This window comes from Nocardioides sp. P4_G4 (genome assembly GCF_056401085.1).
This window is the reverse complement of sequence record NZ_JBFUKA010000023.1, coordinates 22,488-47,209: the sequence shown is the minus strand read 5'-3', so window position 1 is coordinate 47,209 and position 24,722 is coordinate 22,488. Positions and strand designations below refer to the sequence as shown.

General features: G+C 70.9%; 21 protein-coding genes. 13 read left to right on the top strand and 8 right to left on the bottom strand.

The window, feature by feature from the left end; genetic code table 11:
* Positions 1–289: 289 nt before the first annotated feature.
* A complete protein-coding gene (locus AC1DQF_RS07555; RefSeq protein WP_477524594.1) occupies positions 290–976 on the bottom strand; it encodes an MBL fold metallo-hydrolase in 687 nt (228 codons plus the stop codon).
* Positions 970–1,710 carry a maleylpyruvate isomerase family mycothiol-dependent enzyme gene (locus AC1DQF_RS07550; RefSeq protein WP_477524593.1) on the bottom strand — a complete coding sequence of 247 codons (741 nt, stop codon included), beginning with the start codon at positions 1,708–1,710 and terminating at the stop codon, positions 970–972. The genes AC1DQF_RS07555 and AC1DQF_RS07550 overlap by 7 nt, the downstream gene beginning before the upstream one ends.
* A gap of 166 nt (positions 1,711–1,876) precedes the next feature.
* Here AC1DQF_RS07550 and uvrA point away from each other — a divergent pair, with 166 nt between their 5' ends.
* The 12 genes from uvrA (at position 1,877) to AC1DQF_RS07490 (ending at position 15,398) form a co-directional block, all read left to right on the top strand.
* Positions 1,877–4,858, top strand: coding sequence for an excinuclease ABC subunit UvrA (gene uvrA / locus AC1DQF_RS07545; protein ID WP_477524592.1), 2,982 nt, complete (start codon positions 1,877–1,879; stop codon positions 4,856–4,858).
* 94 nt (positions 4,859–4,952) lie between these two features.
* On the top strand, positions 4,953–5,387 hold the full coding sequence (locus AC1DQF_RS07540; RefSeq protein ID WP_477524591.1) for a QcrA and Rieske domain-containing protein: 435 nt from the start codon (positions 4,953–4,955) through the stop codon (positions 5,385–5,387).
* A gap of 89 nt (positions 5,388–5,476) precedes the next feature.
* On the top strand, positions 5,477–7,477 hold the full coding sequence (gene uvrC / locus AC1DQF_RS07535) for an excinuclease ABC subunit UvrC (RefSeq protein ID WP_477524590.1): 2,001 nt from the start codon (positions 5,477–5,479) through the stop codon (positions 7,475–7,477).
* Positions 7,477–8,343, top strand: coding sequence for an RNase adapter RapZ (gene rapZ, locus AC1DQF_RS07530; protein WP_477524589.1), 867 nt, complete (start codon positions 7,477–7,479; stop codon positions 8,341–8,343). Before uvrC ends, rapZ begins: the two co-directional genes overlap by 1 nt.
* Before the next feature lie 4 nt (positions 8,344–8,347).
* The gene (locus tag AC1DQF_RS07525) at positions 8,348–9,316 is read left to right on the top strand and encodes a gluconeogenesis factor YvcK family protein (RefSeq protein ID WP_477524588.1); all 969 of its coding nucleotides are present in this window, start codon (positions 8,348–8,350) and stop codon (positions 9,314–9,316) included.
* Between the two features lie 89 nt (positions 9,317–9,405).
* Positions 9,406–10,392 carry a DNA-binding protein WhiA gene (whiA, locus tag AC1DQF_RS07520; RefSeq protein WP_457205829.1) on the top strand — a complete coding sequence of 329 codons (987 nt, stop codon included), beginning with the start codon at positions 9,406–9,408 and terminating at the stop codon, positions 10,390–10,392.
* A 189-nt stretch (positions 10,393–10,581) separates the two neighbouring features.
* Positions 10,582–11,577: a type I glyceraldehyde-3-phosphate dehydrogenase gene (gene gap / locus AC1DQF_RS07515; protein ID WP_477524587.1), complete on the top strand. Its 996-nt coding sequence runs from the start codon at positions 10,582–10,584 to the stop codon at positions 11,575–11,577.
* 1 nt (position 11,578) lies between these two features.
* Complete coding sequence (locus tag AC1DQF_RS07510) at positions 11,579–12,781, top strand: phosphoglycerate kinase (RefSeq protein ID WP_477524586.1); 1,203 nt, start codon at positions 11,579–11,581, stop codon at positions 12,779–12,781.
* 4 nt (positions 12,782–12,785) lie between these two features.
* Positions 12,786–13,574, top strand: a complete 789-nt coding sequence (tpiA, locus tag AC1DQF_RS07505; RefSeq protein WP_477524585.1) for a triose-phosphate isomerase — start codon at positions 12,786–12,788, stop codon at positions 13,572–13,574.
* Positions 13,575–13,604: 30 nt separating this feature from the next.
* Positions 13,605–13,838, top strand: coding sequence for a preprotein translocase subunit SecG (secG, locus tag AC1DQF_RS07500; RefSeq protein WP_056924563.1), 234 nt, complete (start codon positions 13,605–13,607; stop codon positions 13,836–13,838).
* A 65-nt stretch (positions 13,839–13,903) separates the two neighbouring features.
* The gene (locus AC1DQF_RS07495) at positions 13,904–14,266 is read left to right on the top strand and encodes an RNA polymerase-binding protein RbpA (RefSeq protein WP_082623847.1); all 363 of its coding nucleotides are present in this window, start codon (positions 13,904–13,906) and stop codon (positions 14,264–14,266) included.
* Between the two features lie 148 nt (positions 14,267–14,414).
* Positions 14,415–15,398, top strand: coding sequence for a type IV toxin-antitoxin system AbiEi family antitoxin domain-containing protein (locus tag AC1DQF_RS07490; RefSeq protein WP_477524584.1), 984 nt, complete (start codon positions 14,415–14,417; stop codon positions 15,396–15,398).
* A gap of 94 nt (positions 15,399–15,492) precedes the next feature.
* Here AC1DQF_RS07490 and pgl read toward each other — a convergent pair whose 3' ends face one another.
* The 6 genes from pgl to tkt are packed head-to-tail and all read right to left on the bottom strand — an operon-like array spanning position 15,493 to position 23,577.
* Positions 15,493–16,221: a 6-phosphogluconolactonase gene (gene pgl, locus AC1DQF_RS07485; RefSeq protein ID WP_477524583.1), complete on the bottom strand. Its 729-nt coding sequence runs from the start codon at positions 16,219–16,221 to the stop codon at positions 15,493–15,495.
* Between the two features lie 2 nt (positions 16,222–16,223).
* Positions 16,224–17,141: a glucose-6-phosphate dehydrogenase assembly protein OpcA gene (locus tag AC1DQF_RS07480; RefSeq protein WP_477524582.1), complete on the bottom strand. Its 918-nt coding sequence runs from the start codon at positions 17,139–17,141 to the stop codon at positions 16,224–16,226.
* A complete protein-coding gene (gene zwf / locus AC1DQF_RS07475; RefSeq protein ID WP_477524581.1) occupies positions 17,138–18,673 on the bottom strand; it encodes a glucose-6-phosphate dehydrogenase in 1,536 nt (511 codons plus the stop codon). The genes AC1DQF_RS07480 and zwf overlap by 4 nt, the downstream gene beginning before the upstream one ends.
* An 11-nt stretch (positions 18,674–18,684) precedes the next feature.
* The gene (gene pgi, locus AC1DQF_RS07470; RefSeq protein ID WP_477524580.1) at positions 18,685–20,379 is read right to left on the bottom strand and encodes a glucose-6-phosphate isomerase; all 1,695 of its coding nucleotides are present in this window, start codon (positions 20,377–20,379) and stop codon (positions 18,685–18,687) included.
* Positions 20,376–21,497, bottom strand: coding sequence for a transaldolase (tal, locus tag AC1DQF_RS07465; RefSeq protein WP_477524579.1), 1,122 nt, complete (start codon positions 21,495–21,497; stop codon positions 20,376–20,378). Before tal ends, pgi begins: the two co-directional genes overlap by 4 nt.
* Before the next feature lie 46 nt (positions 21,498–21,543).
* Positions 21,544–23,577: a transketolase gene (gene tkt / locus AC1DQF_RS07460; RefSeq protein ID WP_477524598.1), complete on the bottom strand. Its 2,034-nt coding sequence runs from the start codon at positions 23,575–23,577 to the stop codon at positions 21,544–21,546.
* A 234-nt stretch (positions 23,578–23,811) separates the two neighbouring features.
* On the opposite strand from tkt, the gene AC1DQF_RS07455 reads away from it, so the two are divergent.
* Positions 23,812–24,720: a heme o synthase gene (locus tag AC1DQF_RS07455; RefSeq protein ID WP_477524578.1), complete on the top strand. Its 909-nt coding sequence runs from the start codon at positions 23,812–23,814 to the stop codon at positions 24,718–24,720.
* Positions 24,721–24,722 lie beyond the last annotated feature (2 nt).

The following is a 24,722-nucleotide window of genomic DNA, read 5'->3' as shown; positions in this document are numbered from 1 at the left end:
GGACGATGGCGTCAGGCTCGATGGTCGCCGGCATCAACGCGAAGTCAGCGGTTGAGGGGTTGTCGAGCAGGCCCTTCACGACGTTCGTACACGCCACCCGAGCGTCGGTGTCTCTTGCGCTCTGGCCGCTATCGCCGCCGCATCCGGTGAGCACGCCAATCGCCGTCGCCATCACAGCGACCCCCGTCCTCTTACGTTCCCCGTCACGCGGTCACGACAGGCAACAGCGGGGCACGGCGGGCCTGTTCGACCAACTCGGTCGCCTTAACTCAGGTCACGACCCGGGCGCTCACCAGCCGCGCTCGCGCCACTCGGCCACGTGTGGCCGCTCAGCGCCGAGGGTCGAGTCGTTGCCATGGCCRGGGTAGAACCACGTGCTGTCGGGGAGGGCGCCGAAGAGCTTGGTCTCCACGTCGCCGAGCAGCCGCTGGAAGGCGCCGGCGTCACCGCGGGTGTTGCCGACCCCGCCCGGGAAGAGAGAGTCGCCGGTGATGAGGTGTCCGCCGTCCTGCGGCCAGTACAGGCAGATCGAGCCCGGCGTGTGACCGGCCACGTGGATGACCTCGAGGTCGCACGTGCCGACGGCGATCCGGTCACCGTCACCGACCCGACGGGTCACCTCGACGCCGGTCTGCTCGGTGATGGCGTCGGCGTCCGCCTCACCGGCCACGACCGTCGCCCCGGTCGCGGCGACGACCTCGGCCAGCGCGCGGTGGTGGTCCCAGTGCTGGTGGGTCGTGACCACGGTGGTCAGCGACCGGTCCCCGATGAGCTCGAGCAGCCGGGGAGCCTCGGACGCGGCGTCGACGAGGACGAGCTCACCGGTCTCCGTGCACTCCAGGAGGTAGCAGTTGTTGGACATGTCGGCGTCGACCGCCACCTTGGTGACGGTCAGGCAGCGGATGCGGCGTACGTCGGGGGTGCCGCCGGGCGAGACGTCGCCCGTGTAGTCGTCCTGCTGGTCGTCGTTCACCACGAGGGCACCTCCGGGAGTCGGTCCTGGTCGACGGTGAGGTCCGCGCCGTCGCCGCGGCCGGTCAGCCACCACCCCAGGGAGGCGGCGTCGCCGGTGACGTTGGYCACGGCGGCGCCGTCGCCGAGGTCCCACGTCCGGGCCAGGTCGCGGGCCATCACGCGGAACGGCTGTGGGTAGGGACGCTTCGTCATCGACTCGATGAGCACGGCGCAGAACGCGTCGGGCCACTCGGTCGCCGAGTAGTCGGCGCCGAGGTCGGCGTGATGGATCTCCACCTCGCGCAGGCGCATCAGCGGCACGGAGGCCACCGCCATCGACTGGCCGCCGGGGGTCCGCTCGAAGTGGGCGTGCCAGGTGTCGCCGGCGAGCGCCGCCGCGGCCCGGTCGAAGGTGTGGGTCGAGGCCAGCAGACGCTCCCGCAGCTCGCTGACCTCGGCCTTTGCCAGCTCGTCGATGTCGGCGTCGCGCGACTCGGGGGAGGCGTACATGGGTCGCTCCTCGCCGCGCGCCGCGGCGCCCAGCACCTGCTCGAGGGCCTCGCCGTTGAGCGCCACGTGGGCCACGACGTGGGCTCGGGTCCACCCCGGCAGCAACGAGGGACGACGCATCTCGTCGTCGTCGAGGCCGTCCACCGTGCGCACGAGACGTGGGTTGGCCTCGGCCAGGAGGTCGAGCTGGGCGGGCACCCACGGTGGGGTCCCGGCCCCGGGTCGTGGGGGAGCGGTGTCGGTCATGGTTGTCATTCAACACACACGTAGGGGTGCTGTGCAGCCCCGTAGGATCGAGAACTGACCGCGCGGCGGGTTGCAACCCGGCGCGGTGTGACGAACACTTGTTCGAACCCATCGTCTGCTCGAGCGACCGCTCGGACCCGGACCCCCCTGTGCAGTGAGGACTACTGTGGCCGACCAGCTGATCATCCGCGGCGCCCGCGAGCACAACCTCAAGGACGTCTCGCTCGATCTCCCGCGCGACGCGCTCATCGTCTTCACGGGGCTCTCGGGCTCCGGCAAGTCGAGCCTCGCGTTCGACACGATCTTCGCCGAGGGCCAGCGTCGCTACGTCGAGTCGCTGTYGGCGTACGCACGCCAGTTCCTCGGCCAGATGGACAAGCCCGACGTCGACTTCATCGAGGGCCTGTCGCCCGCGGTGTCGATCGACCAGAAGTCGACCTCCAAGAACCCGCGCTCGACCGTCGGCACCATCACCGAGGTCTACGACTACCTCCGTCTGCTCTACGCGCGCGCCGGACGACCGCACTGCCCCGTCTGTGGGGCCCCGATCGAGCGGCAGACCCCGCAGCAGATCGTGGACAAGGTCCTGACCCTGGAGGAGGGTGCCCGCTTCCAGGTGCTGGCCCCGGTCATCCGTGGTCGCAAGGGCGAGTACGTCGAGCTGTTCCGGCAGCTGCAGACCGACGGCTTCAGCCGTGCCCGGGTCAACGGCGAGACCTACCAGCTCGCCGAGCCGCCCAAGCTGGACAAGCAGAAGAAGCACACCATCGAGGTCGTCGTCGACCGGCTCGCGGTCAAGGAGTCGAGCAAGCGCCGGCTGACCGACTCGGTCGAGACCGCGCTGCGCCTCGCGAGCGGACTGGTGGTCTTCGACTTCGTCGACCTCGACGCCAAGGACCCGGGCCGCGAGATGCGGTTCTCCGAGCGGATGGCGTGCCCCAACGAGCACACCATCGACACCGACGAGCTCGAGCCGCGCTCCTTCTCCTTCAACTCGCCCTTCGGTGCCTGCCCCCAGTGCCACGGCCTCGGCACCCGGATGGAGGTCGACCCGGAGCTGGTCGTCCCCGACCCTCGCGCCACCCTGGGCGAGGGGGCCATCCAGCCCTGGAGCAACGCCCACGTCGCCGACTACTTCCTGCGCCTGATGAACGCCCTCGGCGAGGAGCTCGGCTTCGACCTCAACACCCCGTGGGACGAGATCGGCCAGAAGGCCCGCACGGCGATCCTCGACGGCCACAAGACCAAGGTCCACGTGGTCACCAAGAACCGCTACGGTCGCCAGCGCTCCTACTACGCCGCCTTCGAGGGCGTCCGCCCCTACATCGAGCGGCGGCACAACGAGGCCGAGTCGGACACCAGCCGGGAGCGCTTCGAGGGCTTCATGCGCGAGGTGCCCTGCCCGGCCTGTCAGGGCAGCCGGCTCAAGCCCGTCTCGATGTCGGTGACCCTCGGCCAGCGCGAGGAGGGAGGCAAGAACATCGCCGAGGTCTGCGCCCTGCCGATCAACGAGGCCGCCGACTACCTCAACACCGTCGAGCTCTCCCAGCGGGAGAAGCAGATCGCCGAGCAGGTGCTCAAGGAGATCCAGCAGCGGCTCAACTTCCTGCTCGACGTCGGCCTCGACTACCTGTCGCTGGACCGGCCCTCCGGCTCGCTGTCCGGGGGAGAGGCGCAGCGCATCCGGCTGGCCACCCAGATCGGTGCCGGCCTCGTCGGGGTCCTCTACGTCCTCGACGAGCCCTCCATCGGTCTCCACCAGCGCGACAACCAGCGCCTCATCGAGACCCTGGTGCGCCTCAAGGAGCTCGGCAACACCCTCATCGTGGTCGAGCACGACGACGACACCATCCGCACGGCCGACTGGGTCGTCGACATCGGTCCCGGCGCCGGTGAGCACGGCGGCCAGGTCGTGCACAGCGGCAGCGTCAAGGACCTCTACGAGCACCCCGACTCGATTACCGGCCAGTACCTCTCGGGTCGCCGGCAGATCCCGGTCCCCGAGGTACGCCGCCCGCGCACGAAGGGTCGCGAGCTCACCGTGCACGGGGCCAAGGAGAACAACCTGCGCAACGTCGACGTGAGCTTCCCGCTCGGCGTCTTCTGTGCGGTGACCGGCGTCTCCGGCTCGGGCAAGTCGACCCTGGTCAACGACATCCTCTACACCTCGCTGGCCAAGCAGATCTACAACGCCCGGACCGTGCCCGGCCGGCACACCCGGATCAGCGGCACCGAGCACGTCGACAAGGTCATCCACGTCGACCAGTCGCCCATCGGACGCACGCCGCGGTCCAACCCCGCGACGTACACCGGTGTCTTCGACCACGTCCGCAAGCTCTTCGCGGCGACGCCCGAGGCCAAGGTGCGCGGCTACCTGCAGGGCAGGTTCTCCTTCAACGTCAAGGGCGGTCGCTGCGAGGCGTGCTCCGGCGACGGCACCATCAAGATCGAGATGAACTTCCTGCCGGACGTCTACGTCCCGTGCGAGGTCTGCCACGGCGCCCGCTACAACCGCGAGACGCTCGAGGTGCACTACAAGGGGAAGACCATTGCCGAGGTCCTCGACATGCCGATCGAGGAGGCCGCCGAGTTCTTCGCGGCCGTCCCGCCGATCGCGCGGCACATGAAGACGCTCTGCGAGGTGGGCCTCGGCTACGTCCGCCTCGGCCAGCCGGCCACGACGCTCTCGGGCGGCGAGGCCCAGCGCGTCAAGCTCTCCAGCGAGCTGCAGAAGCGCTCGACCGGCCGCACGGTCTACGTCCTCGACGAGCCCACCACCGGCCTGCACTTCGAGGACATCCGCAAGCTGCTGCTCGTGCTCGGCAAGCTCGTCGACGCCGGCAACACGGTGCTGGTGATCGAGCACAACCTCGACGTCATCAAGACCGCCGACTGGCTCGTCGACATGGGTCCCGAGGGTGGCTCGCGCGGCGGCATCGTGGTCGCCGAGGGCACCCCCGAGACCGTCGCCGCCCACCCCGACAGCCACACCGGGCGCTACCTGGTGCCGATGCTGGAGGGACGTGCGGCCAAGCAGCCCCGCGGACGCCTGTCGCCCAAGGAGGAGCCGCCCACGCGGCTGGCCAAGAAGGCCGCGAGGAATGCCGCGGCCAAGAAGTCGGCCGCCAAGCGCAAGGCGTCGACCTAGGAGCAGGTCCGGACGGCGCCTTCCGGCCGGGCCGCTGGGTGTCGTCGCCTACCGTGGACGACACCCGTTGACCTGATCGAGAGGCCACCCCCCCATGAGCACCGAGCACCCCGTCTCCCGTCGTCGCTTCACCGCGATCGCGTCCGCCGGGCTGACGCTCCCCGTCCTCGCCGCCTGCGGGTCCGGGGACTCGGGCACGGGGACCGACTCGTCCTCGGGTTCGTCCGGCGCGGGCTCGGCCGGCGGTGTCCTCGCGAGCACCTCCGACATCCCGGTGGGCGGGTGCGCGGTCTTCGAGGCCGACAAGGTCGTCGTCACCCAGCCGACCGAGGGCGACTTCAAGGCGTTCAGCTCCATCTGCACCCACCAGGGGTGCGCCGTCAGCGCGTCCACCGAGGGTGACATCCCGTGCAACTGCCACGGCAGCCGGTTCTCCCTGGAGGACGGCTCGGTCATCACCGGGCCCGCCACGGCCCCGCTCAACGGGGTCACGATCTCCGTCAAGGGCGACAAGATCACCTTGGCGTGACCGACCCCGGGCACCCGTTCGAGGGGGCCGTGCCGGGCCCCGGTCACCACCCCGCTGGGGCTGTCCCCGGCCGCCCGTAGGGTTGTCGTGTGGCCACCCCCAGCAGCTATCGACCCGCCCCCGGGTCGATCCCGACCGACCCGGGGGTCTACCGGTTCCGCGACGCCAAGGGGCGGGTGATCTACGTCGGCAAAGCCAAGAGCCTGCGTCCGCGCCTCTCGTCGTACTTCCAGGACATCGGCAACCTGCACCCCCGCACCGCGAGCATGGTGACCACCGGCGCGAGCGTCGAGTGGACCGTGGTCAAGACCGAGGTCGAGGCCCTCCAGCTGGAGTACAGCTGGATCAAGGAGTTCGACCCGCGCTTCAACGTGAAGTACCGCGACGACAAGTCCTACCCCTGGCTCGCCGTCACGCTCGGTGACGAGTTCCCACGGGTGATGGTGGGGCGTGGCGCCAAGCGCAAGGGCACCCGCTACTTCGGTCCCTACGGCCACGCCTGGGCCATTCGCGAGACCGTCGACCTGCTGCTGCGCGTGTTCCCCATGCGCTCGTGCAGCAACGGCGTCTTCAAGCGCTCCAGCCAGATCGGCCGTCCCTGCCTGCTCGGCTACATCGACAAGTGCGCGGCGCCCTGCGTCGGCAACGTCACCCCGGAGGAGCACCGGCGCATCGTCGAGGACTTCTGCGACTTCATGGCCGGCAACACCAATGCCTTCGTGCGCCGCATCGAGCGCGAGATGTATGCCGCCTCCGAGGCGATGGACTTCGAGAAGGCCGCCAGGCTCCGTGACGACCTCGGTGCGATGCGCAAGGCGCTGGAGAAGCAGGCGGTGGTGCTCGGCRACGGCACCGACGCCGACGTCATCGCGCTCGCCGAGGACCCGCTCGAGGTGGCGGTCCAGATCTTCTACGTGCGCGGCGGCCGGATCCGCGGCCAGCGTGGCTGGGTCGCCGACCGCTCCGACGACGGTGACACCCCCGCACTGGTCCAGGACTTCCTGCTCCAGCTCTACGGCGGCGCCGCGGCCGACGACGACGCCTCCTCGATCCCGCGCGAGGTGCTGGTGCCCGCCCTGCCCCCCGATGCGGCGGTGCTCGAGGACCTGCTCAGCGACATCCGGGGGAGCCGGGTGGCCATCCGGGTCCCGCAGCGGGGGGCCAAGCTCGACCTGCAGGGGACCGTCGGACGCAACGCGTCGCAGGCCCTCGCGCTCCACAAGACCAAGCGCGCCAGCGACCTGACCACCCGCAACCGTGCCCTCGAGGAGATCCAGAAGGCACTGGGCCTCGACGAGGTGCCGCTGCGCATCGAGTGCTACGACGTCTCCAACCTCCAGGGCACCGAGGTGGTGGCCTCGATGGTGGTCTTCGAGGACGGGCTGCCGCGCAAGGGGGAGTACCGCCGGTTCGTCATCAGGGGCGAGGACGGTGCCGAGCAGGTCGGGCAGAACGACGTCGCCCACATGCACCAGGTCATCACGCGCCGGTTCCGCCGGCTCCTCGACGAGCAGGCCCGCTCCGAGGCCGTGAGCACCGAGTCGGGTCCGATGCTGGTCGATCCCGAGACCGGTCGGCCACGCAAGTTCGCCTACGCACCCGGGCTGGTGGTCGTCGACGGCGGACCGCCCCAGGTGGCGGCGGCCCAGCAGGCCCTCGCCGAGCTCGGCATCGACGACATCCCGGTGTGCGGCCTGGCCAAGCGGCTCGAGGAGGTGTGGCTGCCCGACGAGGAGGACCCGGTGATCATGGCGCGCACCAGCGAGGGGCTCTACCTCCTCCAGCGGGTGCGTGACGAGGCCCACCGGTTCGCGATCACCCACCACCGCTCCCGGCGCTCCAAGACCATGGTGGAGAGCGTGCTCGACGACGTGCCCGGGCTGGGGGAGGTCCGTCGCAAGACCCTGCTCAAGCACTTCGGGTCCCTCAAGAAGCTCCGTGAGGCCGACACCGACGAGATCGCCCTGGTGCCGGGCATCGGCCCCCGCACCGCCGCGTCGATCAAGGAGGCGGTCGCCGGTGCGGCCGCGACCCGCAAGACTGGAGGCCCGCGGATCAACACCGCCACGGGCGAGATCGAGGAGGACTGATGGATCCGCAGCCGGCCGAGCTGGTCATCGTGACGGGCATGACGGGCGCCGGGCGCAGCACGGCGGCCAAGGAGCTCGAGGACCTCGGCTTCTTCGTCGTCGACAACCTGCCGCCCACCTTGGTGCGCGACGTCGTGCGCCTCGTCGACGACAACCACGGGATCGGCCAGCCCATCGCCGTGGTCGTCGACGTGCGCTCGGGCTCGTTCTTCGACTCCCTCCAGGCCAACCGCCACCAGGGCGTCACCGGGCGACCGACCACGTTGCTGTTCCTCGAGGCCACCGACGAGGTCCTCGTCCGCCGCCAGGAGGCCGCCCGGCGGCCCCACCCCCTGCAGGGCAGCGGCCGTCTCCTGCACGGCCTGCACCGGGAGCGTGAGGTGCTGGCCGAGCTGCGGGGCGACGCCGACGTGGTCATCGACACCACCAACCTCAACGTCCACCAGCTCACGGACCGCATCGCCGAGGCCTTCGGCACCGCGGAGTCGACGCGGCTCAAGGTCACCGTCACCAGCTTCGGCTTCAAGTACGGCATCCCGGTCGACGCCGACTTCGTGGCCGACATGCGCTTCCTGCCCAACCCGTTCTGGGTCCCGGAGCTGCGGGCGCTCAACGGGCGCGACGAGGCGGTCGCGACGTACGTCAAGGAGCGCCCCGGCGCCGCCGACTTCCTCGAGCAGTACGTCCCGGTGCTGGAGACCGCGGCGGAGGGCTACCTGCGCGAGGGCAAGCGATTCATGACGGTGGCCATCGGCTGCACCGGCGGCAAGCACCGCAGCGTGGCGATGACCGAGGAGATCGCCGCCCGCCTGCGCCACCTGGGTCACGACACCGGCGCCCGGCACCGCGACCTGGGCCGGGAGTGAGCTGATGGCACGCGACACCGCCCAGGCTGCCGTCGCCCTGGGTGGCGGGCACGGTCTGTTCGCCACCCTGAGCGCCCTGCGGCGCCTCGAGGCCGAGCTCACCATCGACTCGCTCACCGCGATCGTCACCGTCGCCGACAACGGCGGCTCCTCCGGTCGGCTCCGCGGGGAGTTCGGCGTGCTGCCGCCCGGCGACCTGCGGATGGCCCTGGCCGCCCTGTGCCGCGACGACGAGTGGGGTCGCACGTGGGCCGAGGTCGTCCAGCACCGCTTCAAGGGCGAGGGCGACATGCACGGCCACGTGATCGGCAACCTGCTGATCGTCGGGCTGTGGGAGCTGATGGGGGACCCCGTGCGGGCCCTCGACTGGGTCGGCCGGCTCCTCGGCGCCCAGGGTCGGGTGCTGCCGATGGCGGTGACTCCGATGGACATCACCGCCGAGGTGCGCGGGCTGGACGCCACGGACCGCGCCCGCACCACCACGGTGCGCGGCCAGGTGGAGGTCGCGACGACCGAGGGAGACATCGTCTCGGTGGCCCTGGACCCACCGACGCCGCAGGCCTGCCCGGAGTCCGTCGAGGCCATCATGGGCGCGGACTGGGTGTTCCTCGGCCCCGGCTCGTGGTTCACCTCGGTGATCCCGCACCTGATGGTCCCCGGCCTGCGCGAGGCCCTGGTGAGCACCGCGGCCCGGCTGGTCGTGGTCCTCAACCTCGAGCCGCAGGAGGGGGAGACCCCCGGCTTCGGGCCGGAGGACCACCTCTCTGCCCTGTTCGAGCACGCTCCCGACCTCAAGATCCACACGGTCCTCGCGGACCGGGGCAGCGTGGCGCACCCCGACGAGCTGCGCAGGCTCGTCACGTCCTCCGGCGCCGAGCTGGTGCTGGCCGACGTGGCGGCAGACGACGCCTCCGACCGGCACGACCACGCGCGCCTCGCGGCAGCCTTCGAGGAGATCGTCTCGCGCGTCTGAGACCCCCACCGCCCGTCGGGGTGAGGGGCGGCGACCGATCGCGTGCGTGATTGCCGGACATGATTGACCGGCATGGCAGGATCGGGGCCATGGCGATGACGGCACAGGTGAAGGCAGAGCTCGCCAACACCCAGATCACCAAGACCTGCTGCCGGAAGGCCGAAGTCGCCTCGATGTTGCGCTTCGCGGGCGGGCTCCACATCGTCAGTGGGCGCATCGTGGTGGAGGCCGAGCTGGACACCGGCGCTGCGGCCCGCCGCCTGCGCAAGGACATCGCCGAGGTCTACGGCCACCAGTCCGACGTGGTCATGGTCCAGGGCAACGGCATCCGCCGTGGCAGCCGCTACATCGTGCGCGTGGTCAAGGACGGTGAGGCGCTGGCGCGCCAGACCGGCCTGCTGGACCAGCGCGGGCGCCCGGTGCGTGGACTCCCGCCGGCCGTGGTCTCCGGCGGCGGCTGCGACGCCGTCGCCGCCTGGCGCGGTGCCTTCCTCGCCCACGGCTCGCTGACCGAGCCCGGTCGCTCCTCGTCCCTCGAGATCACCTGCCCCGGCCCCGAGGCCGCGCTCGCCATCGTCGGGGTGGCCCGCCGCCTGGGCATCTCCTCCAAGGCCCGCGAGGTCCGCGGCGTGGACCGCGTCGTGATCCGCGACGGGGACGCCATCGGTGCGTTGCTCACCCGTCTCGGGGCGCACGAGTCCCTGATGGCCTGGGAGGAGCGCCGGATGCGCCGCGAGGTCCGCGCCACCGCAAACCGGCTCGCCAACTTCGACGACGCCAACCTGCGCCGCTCCGCCCGCGCGGCCGTCGCCGCCGGGGCCCGCGTCGAGCGGGCCCTGGAGATCCTGGCCGAGGAGGTTCCCGACCACCTCAAGCTCGCCGGCCACCTGCGGCTCGAGCACAAGCAGGCCAGCCTCGAGGAGCTCGGGCAGCTCCACGACCCGGTGCTGACCAAGGACGCGATCGCCGGCCGGATCCGCCGGCTGCTCGCCATGGCCGACAAGCGCGCCGAGGAGCTCGGCATCCCCGACACCGAGGCGTCCCTGACGCCCGAGATGTTGGCCGAGGAAGCCTGAGCGGGACCGCGCCGGCGGACCCTGGGTCCGCGGTCCTGCGACCGTTCGCTGTTACCTGTACGTACGCCGATACGGCCCCCGGCACGCGACGAGCCAGCGCGATAGGGTCGTCGCAGACGCCGACGTGCGCGCCTGCGTGCCGTCGAGCCACCTGAACCCCACACGCTCGTTTCCCTGAGGAGTACCGCAGTGACTGTTCGCGTAGGTATCAACGGCTTCGGCCGCATCGGCCGCAACTTCTTCCGCGCCGTGCGCGCGTCGGGCGCCGACATTGAGATCGTCGGCGTCAACGACCTGACCGACAACGCGTCGCTCGCCCACCTGCTCAAGTACGACACGATCCTGGGCCGCCTCGACGCCGACGTGACCAGCGACGACACCTCGATCAAGGTCGGCGACCAGACGATCACGGCCTTCGCCGAGCGCGACCCGGCCAACCTCAAGTGGGGCGACCTCGGTGTCGACGTCGTCGTCGAGTCCACCGGCTTCTTCACCGACGCGACGAAGGCCCACGCCCACGTCGACGCCGGCGCCAAGAAGGTCATCATCTCGGCGCCCGCCTCCAACGAGGACATCACCGTCGTGATGGGCGTCAACCACGAGCTCTACGACCCGGCCAAGCACACGGTCATCTCCAACGCCTCGTGCACGACCAACTGCCTCGCCCCGATGGCCAAGGCCCTCCACGAGGAGTTCACGATCGTCAAGGGCCTGATGACGACCGTGCACGCCTACACGGCCGACCAGAACCTGCTCGACAACATCCACAAGGACCCGCGCCGCGCCCGCGCCGCCGCCCTCAACGTGGTGCCCACCTCGACCGGCGCCGCCAAGGCCATCGGCCTGGTCATGCCCGAGCTCAAGGGCAAGCTCGACGGCTACGCACTGCGCGTCCCGGTCCCGACCGGCTCCGCCACCGACCTCACGTTCGAGGCCGGCCGCGAGACCTCTGTCGAGGAGGTCAACGCCGCGGTCGAGAAGGCCGCCGACGGCCGCTACCTCAAGTACTCCACCGACCCGATCGTCTCCTCCGACATCGTCACCGACCCGGCGTCGTGCATCTTCGACGCACCGCTGACCAAGGTCATCGGCAACCAGGTCAAGGTCGTCGGCTGGTACGACAACGAGTGGGGCTACTCCAACCGTCTGGTCGACCTCATCGGTTACGTCGGCGAGACCCTCTGACGTGTCGGACATCGCCTCCCTGGGGGACCTGCGCGGCAAGCGCGTCCTGGTCCGCTCGGACCTCAACGTGCCGCTGGACGGCGGCCGCATCACCGACGACGGGCGGATCCGCGCGAGCGTCCCGACCATCACGCAGCTCTCCGAGGCCGGCGCCCGCGTCGTCGTGACCGCCCACCTGGGCCGTCCCGACGGCGCGCCGGACGCCAGGTACAGCCTGGCCCCGGTCGCCGCGCGCCTCGGCGAGCTGCTCGGGCAGGACGTCGCGTTCGCGACCGACACGGTGGGCGAGAGCGCCACCGAGACGGTCGCGGCGCTGCAGGACGGTCAGGTCGCCCTGCTCGAGAACGTCCGCTTCAACGCGGGCGAGACGAGCAAGGACGACGAGGTGCGCGCCTCGTTCGCCGGCCAGCTCTCCCAGCTCGCCGACGCGTTCGTCTCCGACGGCTTCGGCGTCGTGCACCGCAAGCAGGCCAGCGTGTACGACGTGGCGCTGCGCCTGCCGTCGGCCATGGGCGGCCTCGTGGCCAAGGAGATCGACGTGCTGCGTCGCCTCACGGTCGAGCCCGAGCGCCCGTACGTCGTCGTGCTCGGCGGGTCGAAGGTCTCCGACAAGCTCGGGGTGATCGACAACCTGCTGGGCAAGGCCGACAAGCTGCTCATCGGTGGCGGCATGGTCTTCACCTTCCTCAAGGCCCAGGGCCACGAGGTCGGCAAGAGCCTGCTCGAGGAGGACCAGCTCGACACCTGCCGGCGCTACCTCGCGGAGGCGACCGAGCGGGGTGTGGAGATCGTGCTGCCGACCGACGTCGTGGTGGACACCACGTTCCCGTCGGCCGACCACGATCCCGAGCCGCGGGTGGTGGCCGCCGACGCCATCCCCGCCGACGCGCTCGGTCTCGACATCGGACCCGACTCCGGTGCCGCGTTCGCGGCCGCGCTGGCCGACGCCCGGACGGTGTTCTGGAACGGCCCGATGGGCGTCTTCGAGGTCGACGCCTTCGCGGAGGGCACCCGTGCCGTCGCGCAGGCGCTCACCGAGGTCGACGGCCTGTCCGTGGTCGGTGGTGGCGACTCCGCCGCCGCGGTCCGCAAGCTGGGCTTCGACGAGGCCGCCTTCGGCCACATCTCCACCGGCGGCGGCGCCAGCCTCGAGTTCCTCGAGGGCAAAGAGCTGCCCGGCATCGCCGTACTCGAAAGGAAATGACCGCATGAGCCGCACCCCGATCATGGCCGGCAACTGGAAGAGCAACCTCAACCACCAGGAAGCCGTGGTGCTCGTCCAGAAGCTCGCCTGGACCCTGTCGGACAAGCGCCACGACTACGGCAAGGCCGAGGTGGTCGTGGTGCCGCCGTTCACCGACCTGCGCTCGGTGCAGACGATGGTCGACGGCGACCGTCTCTCCCTCAAGTACGGCGCCCAGGACGTGTCCATGCACGACGGCGGCGCCTACACGGGTGAGATCTCGGCGGCCATGCTGGCCAAGCTCGGCTGCTCGTACGTCGTCGTCGGGCACAGCGAGCGTCGCGAGCACCACGCCGAGTCCGACGAAACGGTCAACGCCAAGGCCCACAAGGCACTGGCCGCGGGCATGACGCCCATCGTGTGCGTCGGCGAGGGGCTCGAGGTCCGCAAGGCCGGCGAGCAGGTCCCCTACACCCTGGCCCAGGTCGACGGCTCGCTCGCGGGCTTCACCGCCGAGCAGGTCGCCGGCCTCGTGATCGCCTACGAGCCCGTGTGGGCCATCGGCACCGGTGAGGTCGCCACGCCCGAGGACGCGCAGGAGGTCTGCGGGGCGATCCGCGAGCGCATCCGCGAGGTCCACGGCGACGACGCGGCGGACGGCGTACGCATCCAGTACGGCGGCTCGGTGAAGGCGGCGAACGTCGCCGGGATCATGGCCAAGCCGGACGTCGACGGGTGTCTCGTCGGGGGTGCGAGCCTCCAGGTCGACGAGTTCGGCGGAATCTGCCGGTTCTACGAGATGCCGGTCCTCTGATCCGTGACCGTGTGACGTAGGCTTCCGCTCGTGATTCCGCTCTTCACCATCCTGCTCGTCATCACGAGCCTGATCCTCATCCTGCTGGTGCTGCTCCACAAGGGCCGCGGCGGCGGACTGTCGGACATGTTCGGTGGCGGGGTCTCCAGCACCCTGGGAGGTTCGTCCGTCGCCGAGCGCAACCTCGACCGGTTCACCATCGGGGTCGGCATCATCTGGTTCGCCTGCATCATCGCCTTGGGCCTGCTCAAGGCGTACACCTGACGTTCTGTTGACGGGGATCGTGTCCCCGGCGACCTCGTCGCCGGGTCTTGAGCAAGGAGAAACACGTGGCTGGTGGTGGCGGAAACGCGATCCGAGGTAGTCGGGTCGGTGCCGGCCCGATGGGCGAGGCGGAGCGCGGCGAGGCGGCTCCCCGCCAGGCGGTGACCTACTTCTGCTCGCACGAGCACCGGTCGGTGGTGACCTTCTCGGTCGAGGCCAACGTCCCCGAGTCGTGGGACTGCCCCAAGTGCGGCCTCCCGGCCAGCCTCGACAGTGACAACCCGCCGCCGGCGCCGAAGATCGAGCCGTACAAGACGCACCTCGCCTACGTGAAGGAGCGTCGCTCGGAGACCGAGGCGGCGGACATCCTCGACGAGGCGATCCAGCTGCTCCGCAGCCGCCGCAAGTCCGGCGACATCATCTTCTGACGCCGACCGGGCACTTCCTGGCGGTTCGCTGAGGCCGACCGGGCACTTCCGTGCCGTTTGAAGGCGCCGACCGGGCATCTCCGTGCGTTGTGCGCCGGCCTGTGGATGAAGGCCGACGTGTGACCCCGGATTCGGGCAGCGTGGGCGCATGGGCCGACGACTTCCAACCTGGTGTCGCGACGCGATCCTGCTCGGAACAGATGCGCCGTTCCCGGTCGACCGCCCGTTCACGGCGGCGTACGCCGAGTCGGCCGGCGTCGGTGCGCGCCTGAGACGTCGGCTCGTGGAGACCGGGCTGCTGCGTCCCGTGCTGCGGGGGGTGCTGGTCGCCACGCAGGTGCCCGACTCGCTGCGTCTCCGGGTGAGCGCGGTGCGGCTCGTGGTCCCCGACCACGCCGTCGCGGTGGACCGACTGGCGGCCTGGATCCACGGGGTCGATGCCCTGCCCCGCAGTGCGATCCACGAGATGCCGGCCCTCGACGTGTTCAGCCGGGACGGCAGCAGGATGCGGCGCGGTGGCGTCCACAGCGGCGTACGCGACCTGGTGCCGCGCGACGTCATGGTCATCGGCGGACTCCAGGTGACGACGCCACTGCGGACCGCGTGCGACCTCGGTCGGTTGCTCTGGAGGTACGACGCGCTGGGCGCGATCGACGGCTTCCTGCGGATCGGCGTCGACCAGGGCGAGGTGCTCCGTGAGGCGGAGCGCTTCAAGGGCTTCCGTGGAGTCGTCCAGCTCCGGGCGTTGGCGCCCCTGGGGGACAGCGGCGCGGAGTCGCAGCCGGAGAGCGCCCTCCGACTGCACTGGCACGAGGCGCAGCTGCCCAGGCCGCAGACCCAGATCTGGGTGTACGACGGCGACGTACCGCGGTTCCGCATCGACCTCGGTCACGAGGAGACGCGATACGGGGCGGAGTACTTCGGTGAGGAGTGGCACGACGAGGACCGGCGGGAGCACGACGAGGCGCGGATCCGCTGGCTGGAGGACGAGAGGGACTGGGTCATGGGCGTCTTCTTCAAGCACCACGTGTACGGCCAGGACCTCGTCGGTCTGCGCCTGCGGGAGGGGTTCGAGCTCGCGCGCCGGCAGCTCGGCCTGGGCGGGACGACGTACATCGATCTGGGTCGCTGACCATCCAAACGCGCGCAGGTGCCCGGTCGGCACGGTCCAGGCGCCAGGAAGTGCCCGGTCGGCACGGTCCAGGCGCCATGAAGTGCCCGGTCGGTCAGAGGGAGGACGCGGCAGCCTCGTCGAGAAGCCAGAGCGTCTCGTCCGTCCCGACCACACCCCGCGCGGGGATCTCGTGGACGTCGCCACCGGCGAGCGCGGAGGCGACGGCGTCGGCCTTCTCCGCCCCGCTGACCAGGAACCACACGGCCTTGGCGCGGTCCATGGCCTCGAAGGTCAGCGACACCCGGTCCGGCGGCGGCTTGGGAGAGTCGTGCACCGCGATCGCGATCTGGTCGGTCTCGTCCAGCCCCGGGTGACCGGGGAAGAGGGACGCGATGTGGCCGTCCGGCCCGACGCCGAGCATCAGGACCTCGAAGAACCCGACGCCCTGCGTGCGCATCGCGTGGGAGTACGCCGCCGCCGCGTCCTCCGCGGTCGCCACGGCGTCCGCGGCGGGGACCTCGTGCACGTTGTCCGGGTCCACACCCAGCCCGTCCAGCAGTGCCTCCCGGGCCTGGCGAGCGTTGCGGTCGGGGGAGTCGGCCTCCACGAAGCGCTCGTCACCCCACCAGAAGGCGACCCGGGTCCAGTCCACGGAGGAGTCCACCGCGCGACGGGCCACCTCGCGGTGGATGGCATCGGCGATGGTGCCGCCGGTGAGCCCGACGTGCGGGACCTCGCCCCGACCCTGTGCAGACTCGAGGCGGTCGAGCAGCAACGAGGCGACGTCGCCCGCCAACGTCTGGGCGTCCTCGTGCACGACGACGCGGGGAGCGTCGGCCATCGTCAGGCCTCCTTGTCGAGGGCGACGAGGCGCTTGGCGGTGGCGGCGTAGATGTCGTCCTCGTCGAGGCGGCGCAGCTCCTCGGTCAGCAGGGCCGGGACCTCGCGACGCTTGAGCGCGACCGGCCGGTCGGGGCGCCCGGGCGAGGAGAACGTGGCCAGCCGGCCGTCGTCGCGGGCGATGGTGATGGGGCCCTGCTTGGTGTCCATCACCACGTGGGTGATGCCCGGCCCGTCGGAGGTGTGCCGCTCGACGGGCACCTTGAGCCGGTCGTTGAGCCACGCCACGAGGAGGTCGGCGCTGGGACTGATGCGCTCCGCGGCCACCGAGGCCCGGGTCACCTTGAGCGGGTGCTGGTCCAGCGCCGCGGCCAGCAGCGCACGCCACGGGGTGAGTCGGGTCCAGCTCAGGTCGGTGTTGCCGGGCGCGTAGGCCTGGCACTGTCGCAGCATCACCGACGACTTGCCGCGCTTGGCGGCCGCCGAATCGGTGATCCGGCGCTTGGCGAGGGCGCCCAGCGGGTCCTCGGCCGGCTGGTCCGGCGGCTCGGTGGGCCACCAGATGGCGACGGGGGAGTCGGGCAGCAGCAGCGGCAGGACCACCGACTCGGCGTAGCGCACCACCTCGCCACTCAGGCGGATGAGGGCGTGCTCGCCACCCCACCCGCCGCCCGTGGCGACGGTCGCGTCCACCTGGGCCTTGCCCCGCCCGTCACCGAGGATGACGCCCAGCACCCGGGCGGGGTGCTCGCGCGAAGCCCGCTGAGCGGCCTGCATGGCGGTCTCCGCGTCGTCGTCGGGCACGACGATGATCAGCGTCATCACCATGCCCATGGCGGGCGAGCCGGCGCGGGTGCGGGCCCGCACGAACTCGGCCGCGATCCCCGAGGAGTTGGTGTTCTCGAGCTCGAAGGTGGTCATGGTCGCCTCCAGGTGCGTCCGTCGCGGGCGAGCATCTTGTCGGCCGACTCGGGCCCCCACGTGCCGGCCGGGTAGGCCTCCGGCTTCCCCTTGCGGGCCCAGTGCTCGAGGATCGGGTCGAGGATCTTCCACGACAGCTCGACCTCCTCGTGGCGCGGGAAGAGGGGCGGGTCGCCGAGCAGGACGTCGAGGATGAGCCGCTCGTAGGCCTCGGCGCTCGCCTCGGTGAAGGAGCCGCCGTACGCGAAGTCCATGTTGACGTCGCGGATCTCCATCGCGGTGCCCGGCACCTTGGAGCCGAACCGCATGGTGAGCCCCTCGTCGGGCTGCACCCGGATGACCAGCGCGTTCTGCGTGAGCTCCTCGGTCGCCGTGGCGTTGAAGGGCAGGTGCGGTGCGCGCTTGAAGACCACGGCCACCTCGGTGACCCGCCGCCCCAGGCGCTTGCCGGTGCGCAGGTAGAACGGCACCCCCGCCCAGCGGCGGGTGTCGACGTGCACGGTGATCGCGGCGTACGTCTCGGTCTTGGACGTGCGCCTGATGCCCTCCTCCTCGAGGAAGCCGATGACCTTCTCGCCCCCCTGCCAGCCCGGGGCGTACTGCCCGCGGGCCGTCGTGGTGTCGAGGCGCGACGGCAGGACCACCGACGAGAGCACCTTCTGCTTCTCGATCCGCAGCTGCTCGGCGTCGAAGGCGGTCGGCTCCTCCATGGCGACCAGCGCCATCAGCTGGAGGAGGTGGTTCTGGATGACGTCGCGGGCGGCGCCGATGCCGTCGTAGTAGCCGGCGCGCCCCCCGATGCCGATGTCCTCGGCCATGGTGATCTGCACGTGGTCGACGTAGTTGGCGTTCCAGATCGGCTCGAACATGTTGTTGGCGAAGCGCATCGCCAGGATGTTCTGGACGGTCTCCTTGCCGAGGTAGTGGTCGATCCGGAAGATCGATCCCGACGGGAAGACCGGAGCGAGTATGTCGTTCAGCTCACGCGCCGACTCGAGGTCGTGGCCGAAGGGCTTCTCCACGACCACGCGGCGCCACGAGGGCATCCCGGTGGAGTCGATGCTCGGCTCGGCGAGGCCGTGCTCCTTGAGCTGACCCACCACGGTGCCGAAGAAGCCCGGGGGGATCGCGAGGTAGAAGGCCGTGTTGCCGCCGGTGCCGCGCGCCTCGTCGAGCTCGCGCATCGTCCGGCCCAGGGTGGCGAACGCCTCGTCGTCGTCGAAGTTGCCCGGGACGAACCGGAAGCCCTCGGAGAGCTGGCGCCACACCTCCTCGCGGAAGGGCGTGCGCGCGTGCTCCTTGACCGCGTCGTACACAATCTGCGCGAAGTCCTGGTCGGCCCAGTCCCGGCGTGCGAAGCCGATCAGGGAGAAGCCCGGCGGCAGCAGCCCGCGGTTGGCCAGGTCGTAGATCGCCGGCATGACCTTCTTGCGGGACAGGTCGCCGGTGACGCCGAAGAGCACCAGGCTCGACGGTCCCGCGATGCGGGGGAGCCGCCGGTCCTGGGGATCCCGGAGGGGGTTGGTGCGCATCTCGCCGCCGATCAGCCGCGGTGGGCCAGGTAGTAGGAGACCAGGGAACGGGTGGAGGCGTCCTGCTCGGCCAGCGCGTCGGCGTCCCCGGCGACGGCCGGGCCCACCTGCTGGGCCAGCTGCTTGCCGAGCTCGACGCCCCACTGGTCGAAGCTGTCGATGCCCCACACCACGCCCTGGGTGAAGGTGATGTGCTCGTAGAGCGCGATGAGCTGTCCGAGCACGGAGGGGGTCAGCGACGGCGCCATGATCGACGTCGTCGGCCGGTTGCCGGTGAAGACCCGGGCGGGGACGACCGCCTCGTCGGTGCCCTCGGCACGCACCTCGTCGGCCGTCCTGCCGAAGGCCAGCGCCGCCGTCTGGGCGAAGAAGTTGGCGAGGAACAGCTCGTGCACGTCGGCACCCTGCCCGTCCCCGGCGGCATCGTCGCGCAGCGGGTACGCCGGGTTGGCGACGGCGATGAAGTCCGCCGGCACGAGCCGGGTGCCCTGGTGGATCAGCTGGTAGAAGGCGTGCTGCCCGTTGGTGCCGGGCTCTCCCCAGAAGACCTCGCCGGTCTCCGTGGTGACGGGGGTGCCGTCCCAGCGGACGCCCTTGCCGTTGGACTCCATGGTCAGCTGCTGGAGGTACGCCGGGAAGCGGTGCAGCAGCTGGCTGTAGGGGAGCACGGCGTGGGTCTCGGCGCCGAGGAAGTTGACGTACCAGACGTTGAGCAGCCCCATCAGCGCCGGCACGTTGTGCGCCAGGTCGGTGGTGCGGAAGTGCTCGTCCATGGCGTGCATGCCGGCCAGGAGGTCGGCGAACGCCTCCGGACCGATGGCGACGGCGAGCGAGGTCCCGATGGCGGAGTCCAGGGAGTAGCGCCCGCCGACCCAGTCCCAGAAGCCGAAGGCGTTGTCGGGGTCGATCCCGAAGTCGGCGACCTTGTCCAGTGCCGTGGAGACGGCCACGAAGTGCTTGGCCACGGCGTCGGCGTCGTCACCCTCCGACCCGTCGATCGACCCGGCGTCGCGCAGGYCGTCGAGCAGCCAGGCCTTGCACAGGCGGGCGTTGGTGAGCGTCTCGAGGGTGCCGAAGGTCTTGCTCGAGACGATGAAGAGCGTCGTGGCCGGGTCCAGGCCGGCCAGCGTGGTGGCGCAGTCCGTCGGGTCGATGTTGCTGATGAACCGGCACTCGAGGCCGTCCTGGACGTAGGGCGCCAGGGCCTCGTAGGCCATCACCGGACCCAGGTCGGACCCGCCGATGCCGATGTTGACGACCGTGGCGATCCGCTGCCCGGTCGCCCCGGTCCACTCCCCGGAGCGGACCCGCTCGGCGAACGCGTAGACCCGCTGGAGCACCTCGTGCACGTCCGGCACGACGTCGTGGCCGTCGACCTCGACGACCGCGCCCGCCGGCTGGCGCAGCGCGGTGTGCAGCACGGCCCGGTCCTCGGTGACGTTGATCCGCTCACCGCGGAGCATGGCGTCACGCCGCTCGGTCAGGCCCACCTGCTCGGCCAGCGCCAGCAGCGCCGCCAGGATCTCGTCGTCGACGAGGTTCTTGGAGAGGTCCACGAACAGGTCGCCGGCCGTGTGGGTGTGGCGCTCGACCCGCGAGGGGTCCTCGGCGAACCAGGCCCGGAGGTCCGGCGAGGAGCTCGCCGCGAGCGCGGCGAGCTCCGTCCATGCCGCGGTGGTCACCGCGTCGACGGGCGACGACGTCACGCCGGCGTGCCCTCACCCGCGGACTTGAGCTGGCCGGACACGGTGTCGAGCAGCTCGGCCCACGAGGCCTCGAACTTCTCCACGCCCTCCTGCTCGAGGGTGGCGATCACGTCGTCGTAGTCGACGCCGACGGCCGCGAGCCGGTCCATCACGGACTGTGCCTCGGCGTACGTCGTGGTGACCCGGTCGCCCTCGACCTCACCGTGGTCGGCGAAGGCCTCCATGGTCTTCTCCGGCATGGTGTTGACGGTGTCGCGGACCACCAGGTCGGTGATGTACATCGTGTCGCGGTAGTCGGGGTTCTTGACTCCCGTCGAGGCCCACAGCGGACGCTGGGCGTTCGCTCCGGCGGCCGCGAGCGCCTCCCAGCGCTCGCCGGAGAAGAACTCCTCGAAGTCGCGGTACGCGAGGACGGCGTTGGCCACGCCTGCCTTGCCGCGCAGGCCGAGAGCCTCGTCGCCGCCGATCGCCTCGAGCCGCTTGTCGATCTCGCTGTCCACCCGGGAGACGAAGAACGACGCGACGGAGTGGATCCGGGACAGGTCGTGGCCGTTGTCGCGGGCCTGCTCGAGACCGGCGACGTACGCCTCCATGACCCCGCGGTAGCGCTCGAGGCCGAAGATCAGCGTCACGTTGACGCTGATGCCCTTGCCCAGGACGGTGGTGATCGCCGGGGCGCCCTCGGTGGTGGCCGGGATCTTGATGAGCAGGTTGTCGCGATCGACCTCGGCCCACAGCTTCTCGGCCGCCGCGGTCGTGGCGTCGGTGTCGAAGGCCAGCGTCGGGGCGACCTCGATCGACACCCGACCGTCGACGCCGTTGCTGGCGTCGTACGCCGGCTTCAGGATGTCGCAGGCCTGGCGCACGTCGGTGGTGGTCAGCGCGAACACGGTGGCGTCCACGTCGGCGCCCTCGGCGGCGAGCTCACGCACCTGGGCGTCGTACCGCTCGCCCTCGGCCAGCGCGGCGGCGAAGATCGAGGGATTGGTGGTGACGCCGACGACGGAGCGCGACTCCATGAGCTCGGCGAGGTTGCCGGTCTCGATGCGCTCACGGGACAGGTCGTCGAGCCAGATGGACACGCCCGCGTCTGCGAGGGCCTTCATGCGATCACTCATGGTTCCTCCTGATGTCACTGCTTGAGGTGTCCGGCGAACCGGTGGTTCAGTCGGTGGAGACCCGGATGCTGTCGCGGGCGGCGTCGGCGACCGCCTCGCCGGTCAGGCCGTACTCCTGGTAGATCCGGGCGTAGTCGGCCGAGGCGCCGTAGGTGTCGATCGAGACGATGCGGCCGTGGTCGCCGACGATCTCGCGCCAGCCCTGGGCCACGCCGGCCTCGACGGAGACGCGGGCCTTGACGGTGGGCGGGATGACGCTCTCGCGGTAGGCCTGCTCCTGCTCGTCGAACCACTCGCGGCAGGGCATCGACACCACGCGGGCGCGGATGCCGTCCTCGGCGAGGAGGTCGCGGGCGGCCACGGCGATCTGGACCTCCGAGCCGGTGCCGACCAGGACCACGTCGGGCAGCCCGCCCTCGACGTCCAGCAGGACGTAGCCACCGCGGTGGACGTTGCTGGTGTCGCTGTAGCCCTCGGCTCCCCGGGGGAAGACCGGGACGTTCTGACGGGTCAGGGCGATGCCGGCGGGACGGTCGGTGTGCTGGAGCACCGCGTGCCAGGCGGCGGCCGTCTCGTTGGCGTCGGCGGGGCGTACGACGTCCAGGCCAGGGATGGCACGCAGCGCGGCGAGGTGCTCGATCGGCTGGTGGGTCGGGCCGTCCTCGCCGAGGCCGATGGAGTCGTGGGTCCACACGTAGGTGACGGGCAGTCCCATCAGCGCCGCGAGGCGCACCGAGCCGCGCATGTAGTCGGAGAACGTGAGGAACGTCCCACCGAAGACGCGGGTGCCGCCGTGCAGGGTGATGCCGTTGAGGATCGCGCCCATCCCGTGCTCGCGGATGCCGAAGTGCAGCACCCGGCCGGCCTCGGGGTCCCCGTCCCACTGGTCGGTCGAGCGGTCCTTGGGGATGAACGACGGCGCGTCGCTGATGGTCGTGTTGTTGGACTCGGCGAGGTCGGCCGACCCGCCCCACAGCTCGGGCATGACCGCGGCGACCGCGTTGATGACGGCCCCGGAGGCCTTGCGGGTCGCGACGCCCTTGGGGTCGGCGTCGTACGTCGGCAGGGCGTCGGCGAGGCCGTCGGGCAGGGCGCGGGTCTGCATGCGCTCCCAGGTGGCCAGCGTCTCCTTCGACGCGCTGTCGCGCCAGGCGGCGAACTGCTCGTCCCAGGCGGCCTGGGCCTCCTTGCCGCGGGCCACGAGCGACCGCGTCTGCTCCAGCACGTCCTCGGGCACCTCGAAGTGCTTCTCGGGGTCGAAGCCGAGGATCTTCTTGGTCGCCGCGACCTCGTCGGCGCCGAGGGCGGAGCCGTGCGCGGCGCCGGTGCCCTGCGCGTGCGGGGCCGGCCAGGCGATGACGGTGCGCATCACGATCAGGCTGGGCTGGTCGGTGACCGCCTCGGCGGCGCGCACGGCCTCGTGCAGCTGATCGATGTCCTCGACGTACTTCGTGCCGTCGTGGGTCCAGTCGACGGTCTGGACGTGCCAGCCGTAGGCCTCGTAGCGCTTGCCGACGTCCTCGGTGAAGGCGACGTCGGTGTCGCCCTCGATGGAGATGCGGTTGGCGTCGTAGATGACTGTGAGGTTGCCGAGCTGCTGGGTGCCGGCGATCGAGGAGGCCTCGGCGCTCACGCCCTCCTGCAGGTCGCCGTCGCTGCAGATGGCATAGACGTGGTGGTCGAAGGGCGATCCGCCCTCGGCGGCACCCGGGTCGAGGAGGCCTCGCTCACGCCGGGCGGCCATGGCCATGCCCACGGCATTGCCGACACCCTGTCCGAGCGGACCGGTGGTGGTCTCGACGCCCGCGGTGTGGCCGTGCTCGGGGTGGCCCGGGGTCTTGGATCCCCAGGTGCGCAGCGACTTGAGGTCCTCGAGCTCCAGGCCCCAACCGCCCAGGAAGAGCTGGGTGTAGAGGGTGATGGAGCTGTGGCCGGCCGAGAGCACGAACCGGTCGCGACCGGGCCAGTGCGGGTCGGCGGGGTTGTGCCGCATGACCTTCTGGAACAGCAGGTACGCCGCCGGCGCCAGGCTCATCGCCGTGCCGGGGTGGCCGTTGCCGACCTTCTGCACGGAGTCCATGGCCAGGACCCGCGCCGTGTCCACGGCCTTCGAGTCGAGTTCGTTCCAGTCGAGCGCGGGGGGAGTGGAAGGCACAGAGATCCTCTCGGACGTTCATGGGCAGGCACCTCCGAGCCTACTCATGTCGCGGGCTAGACTCGACAACGCATCAGTTCCCCTTCATCGAGGTTCCATACCGTGTCCCACGCCGGCCGATCGGCCTCCGCTGCCGTGCCGTCGACACCGTCGGGCGAGGTGGGTGGAGCTTCCGGGCGCGCACCCTTCCGCGACGTCGTCGCCGCGTACGTCGGCCTCACCAAGCCGCGCGTCATCGAGCTGCTGCTGCTCACCACCGTGCCCGTGATGTTCTTCGCCGCCCGCGGCATCCCGCCGCTGGGCCTGGTCGTCGCGACCGTCGTGGGCGGCGCCCTGTCGGCCGGCTCGGCGTCGACGTACAACTGCGTCTACGACCGCGACATCGACGAGCAGATGCGCCGCACGCGACGTCGCGCCCTGCCCCGGCACATCGTGTCGGCGCGGTCGGCGCTGGTGTTCGCGACCGTGCTGGCGGTCCTCTCGACCGTGGTGCTCGCGCTGTGGGTCAACTGGCTCTCGGCCGCCCTGTCGCTGGGGGCCAACGCCTTCTACGTGATCGTCTACACGATGGTCCTCAAGCGGCGCACCACCCAGAACATCGTCTGGGGCGGGCTGGCCGGCTGCTTCCCGGCGTTGATCGGCTGGACGGCCGTGACCGGCGAGCTCGCGTGGACGCCGGTCGTGCTCTTCCTCGTCGTCTTCTTCTGGACGCCCCCGCACACGTGGGCGCTGGCCCTGCGCTACCGCGAGGACTACGCGGGCGTGGACGTGCCGATGCTCCCCGTGGTCGCCCCGGCCGCCGAGGTGGGTCGCCAGATCCTGATCTACAGCTGGGTGATGGTGGCCACGTCGCTGCTGCTGTGGCCCGTCGCCGACACCGGCTGGTTCTACCCGGTGGCCGCGGGCGTGCTCGGCGCGGTCTTCCTGGTGGAGGCGCACCGCATGTGGCGCCGGGCCAAGGCCTCGGACGAGCTGTCGGAGATCGCCCCGATGCGGCTGTTCCACCACTCGAACCTGTACCTCAGCCTGCTGTTCGTCGCGGTCGCGCTGGACCCGCTCATCCGCTGACG

Bases quoted from the DNA above. Each gene is read 5' to 3' on its own strand.
- AC1DQF_RS07540 (WP_477524591.1), top strand. From the start codon at position 4,953: ATGAGCACCGAGCACCCCGTCTCCCGTCGTCGCTTCACCGCGATCGCG.
- rapZ (WP_477524589.1), top strand. From the start codon at position 7,477: ATGGATCCGCAGCCGGCCGAGCTGGTCATCGTGACGGGCATGACGGGC.
- AC1DQF_RS07525 (WP_477524588.1), top strand. From the start codon at position 8,348: ATGGCACGCGACACCGCCCAGGCTGCCGTCGCCCTGGGTGGCGGGCAC.
- whiA (WP_457205829.1), top strand. From the start codon at position 9,406: ATGGCGATGACGGCACAGGTGAAGGCAGAGCTCGCCAACACCCAGATC.
- tpiA (WP_477524585.1), top strand. From the start codon at position 12,786: ATGAGCCGCACCCCGATCATGGCCGGCAACTGGAAGAGCAACCTCAAC.
- AC1DQF_RS07490 (WP_477524584.1), top strand. From the start codon at position 14,415: ATGGGCCGACGACTTCCAACCTGGTGTCGCGACGCGATCCTGCTCGGA.
- pgl (WP_477524583.1), bottom strand. From the start codon at position 16,221: ATGGCCGACGCTCCCCGCGTCGTCGTGCACGAGGACGCCCAGACGTTG.
- AC1DQF_RS07480 (WP_477524582.1), bottom strand. From the start codon at position 17,141: ATGACCACCTTCGAGCTCGAGAACACCAACTCCTCGGGGATCGCGGCC.
- zwf (WP_477524581.1), bottom strand. From the start codon at position 18,673: ATGCGCACCAACCCCCTCCGGGATCCCCAGGACCGGCGGCTCCCCCGC.
- tal (WP_477524579.1), bottom strand. From the start codon at position 21,497: ATGAGTGATCGCATGAAGGCCCTCGCAGACGCGGGCGTGTCCATCTGG.
- tkt (WP_477524598.1), bottom strand. From the start codon at position 23,577: ATGGACTCCGTGCAGAAGGTCGGCAACGGCCACCCCGGCACGGCGATG.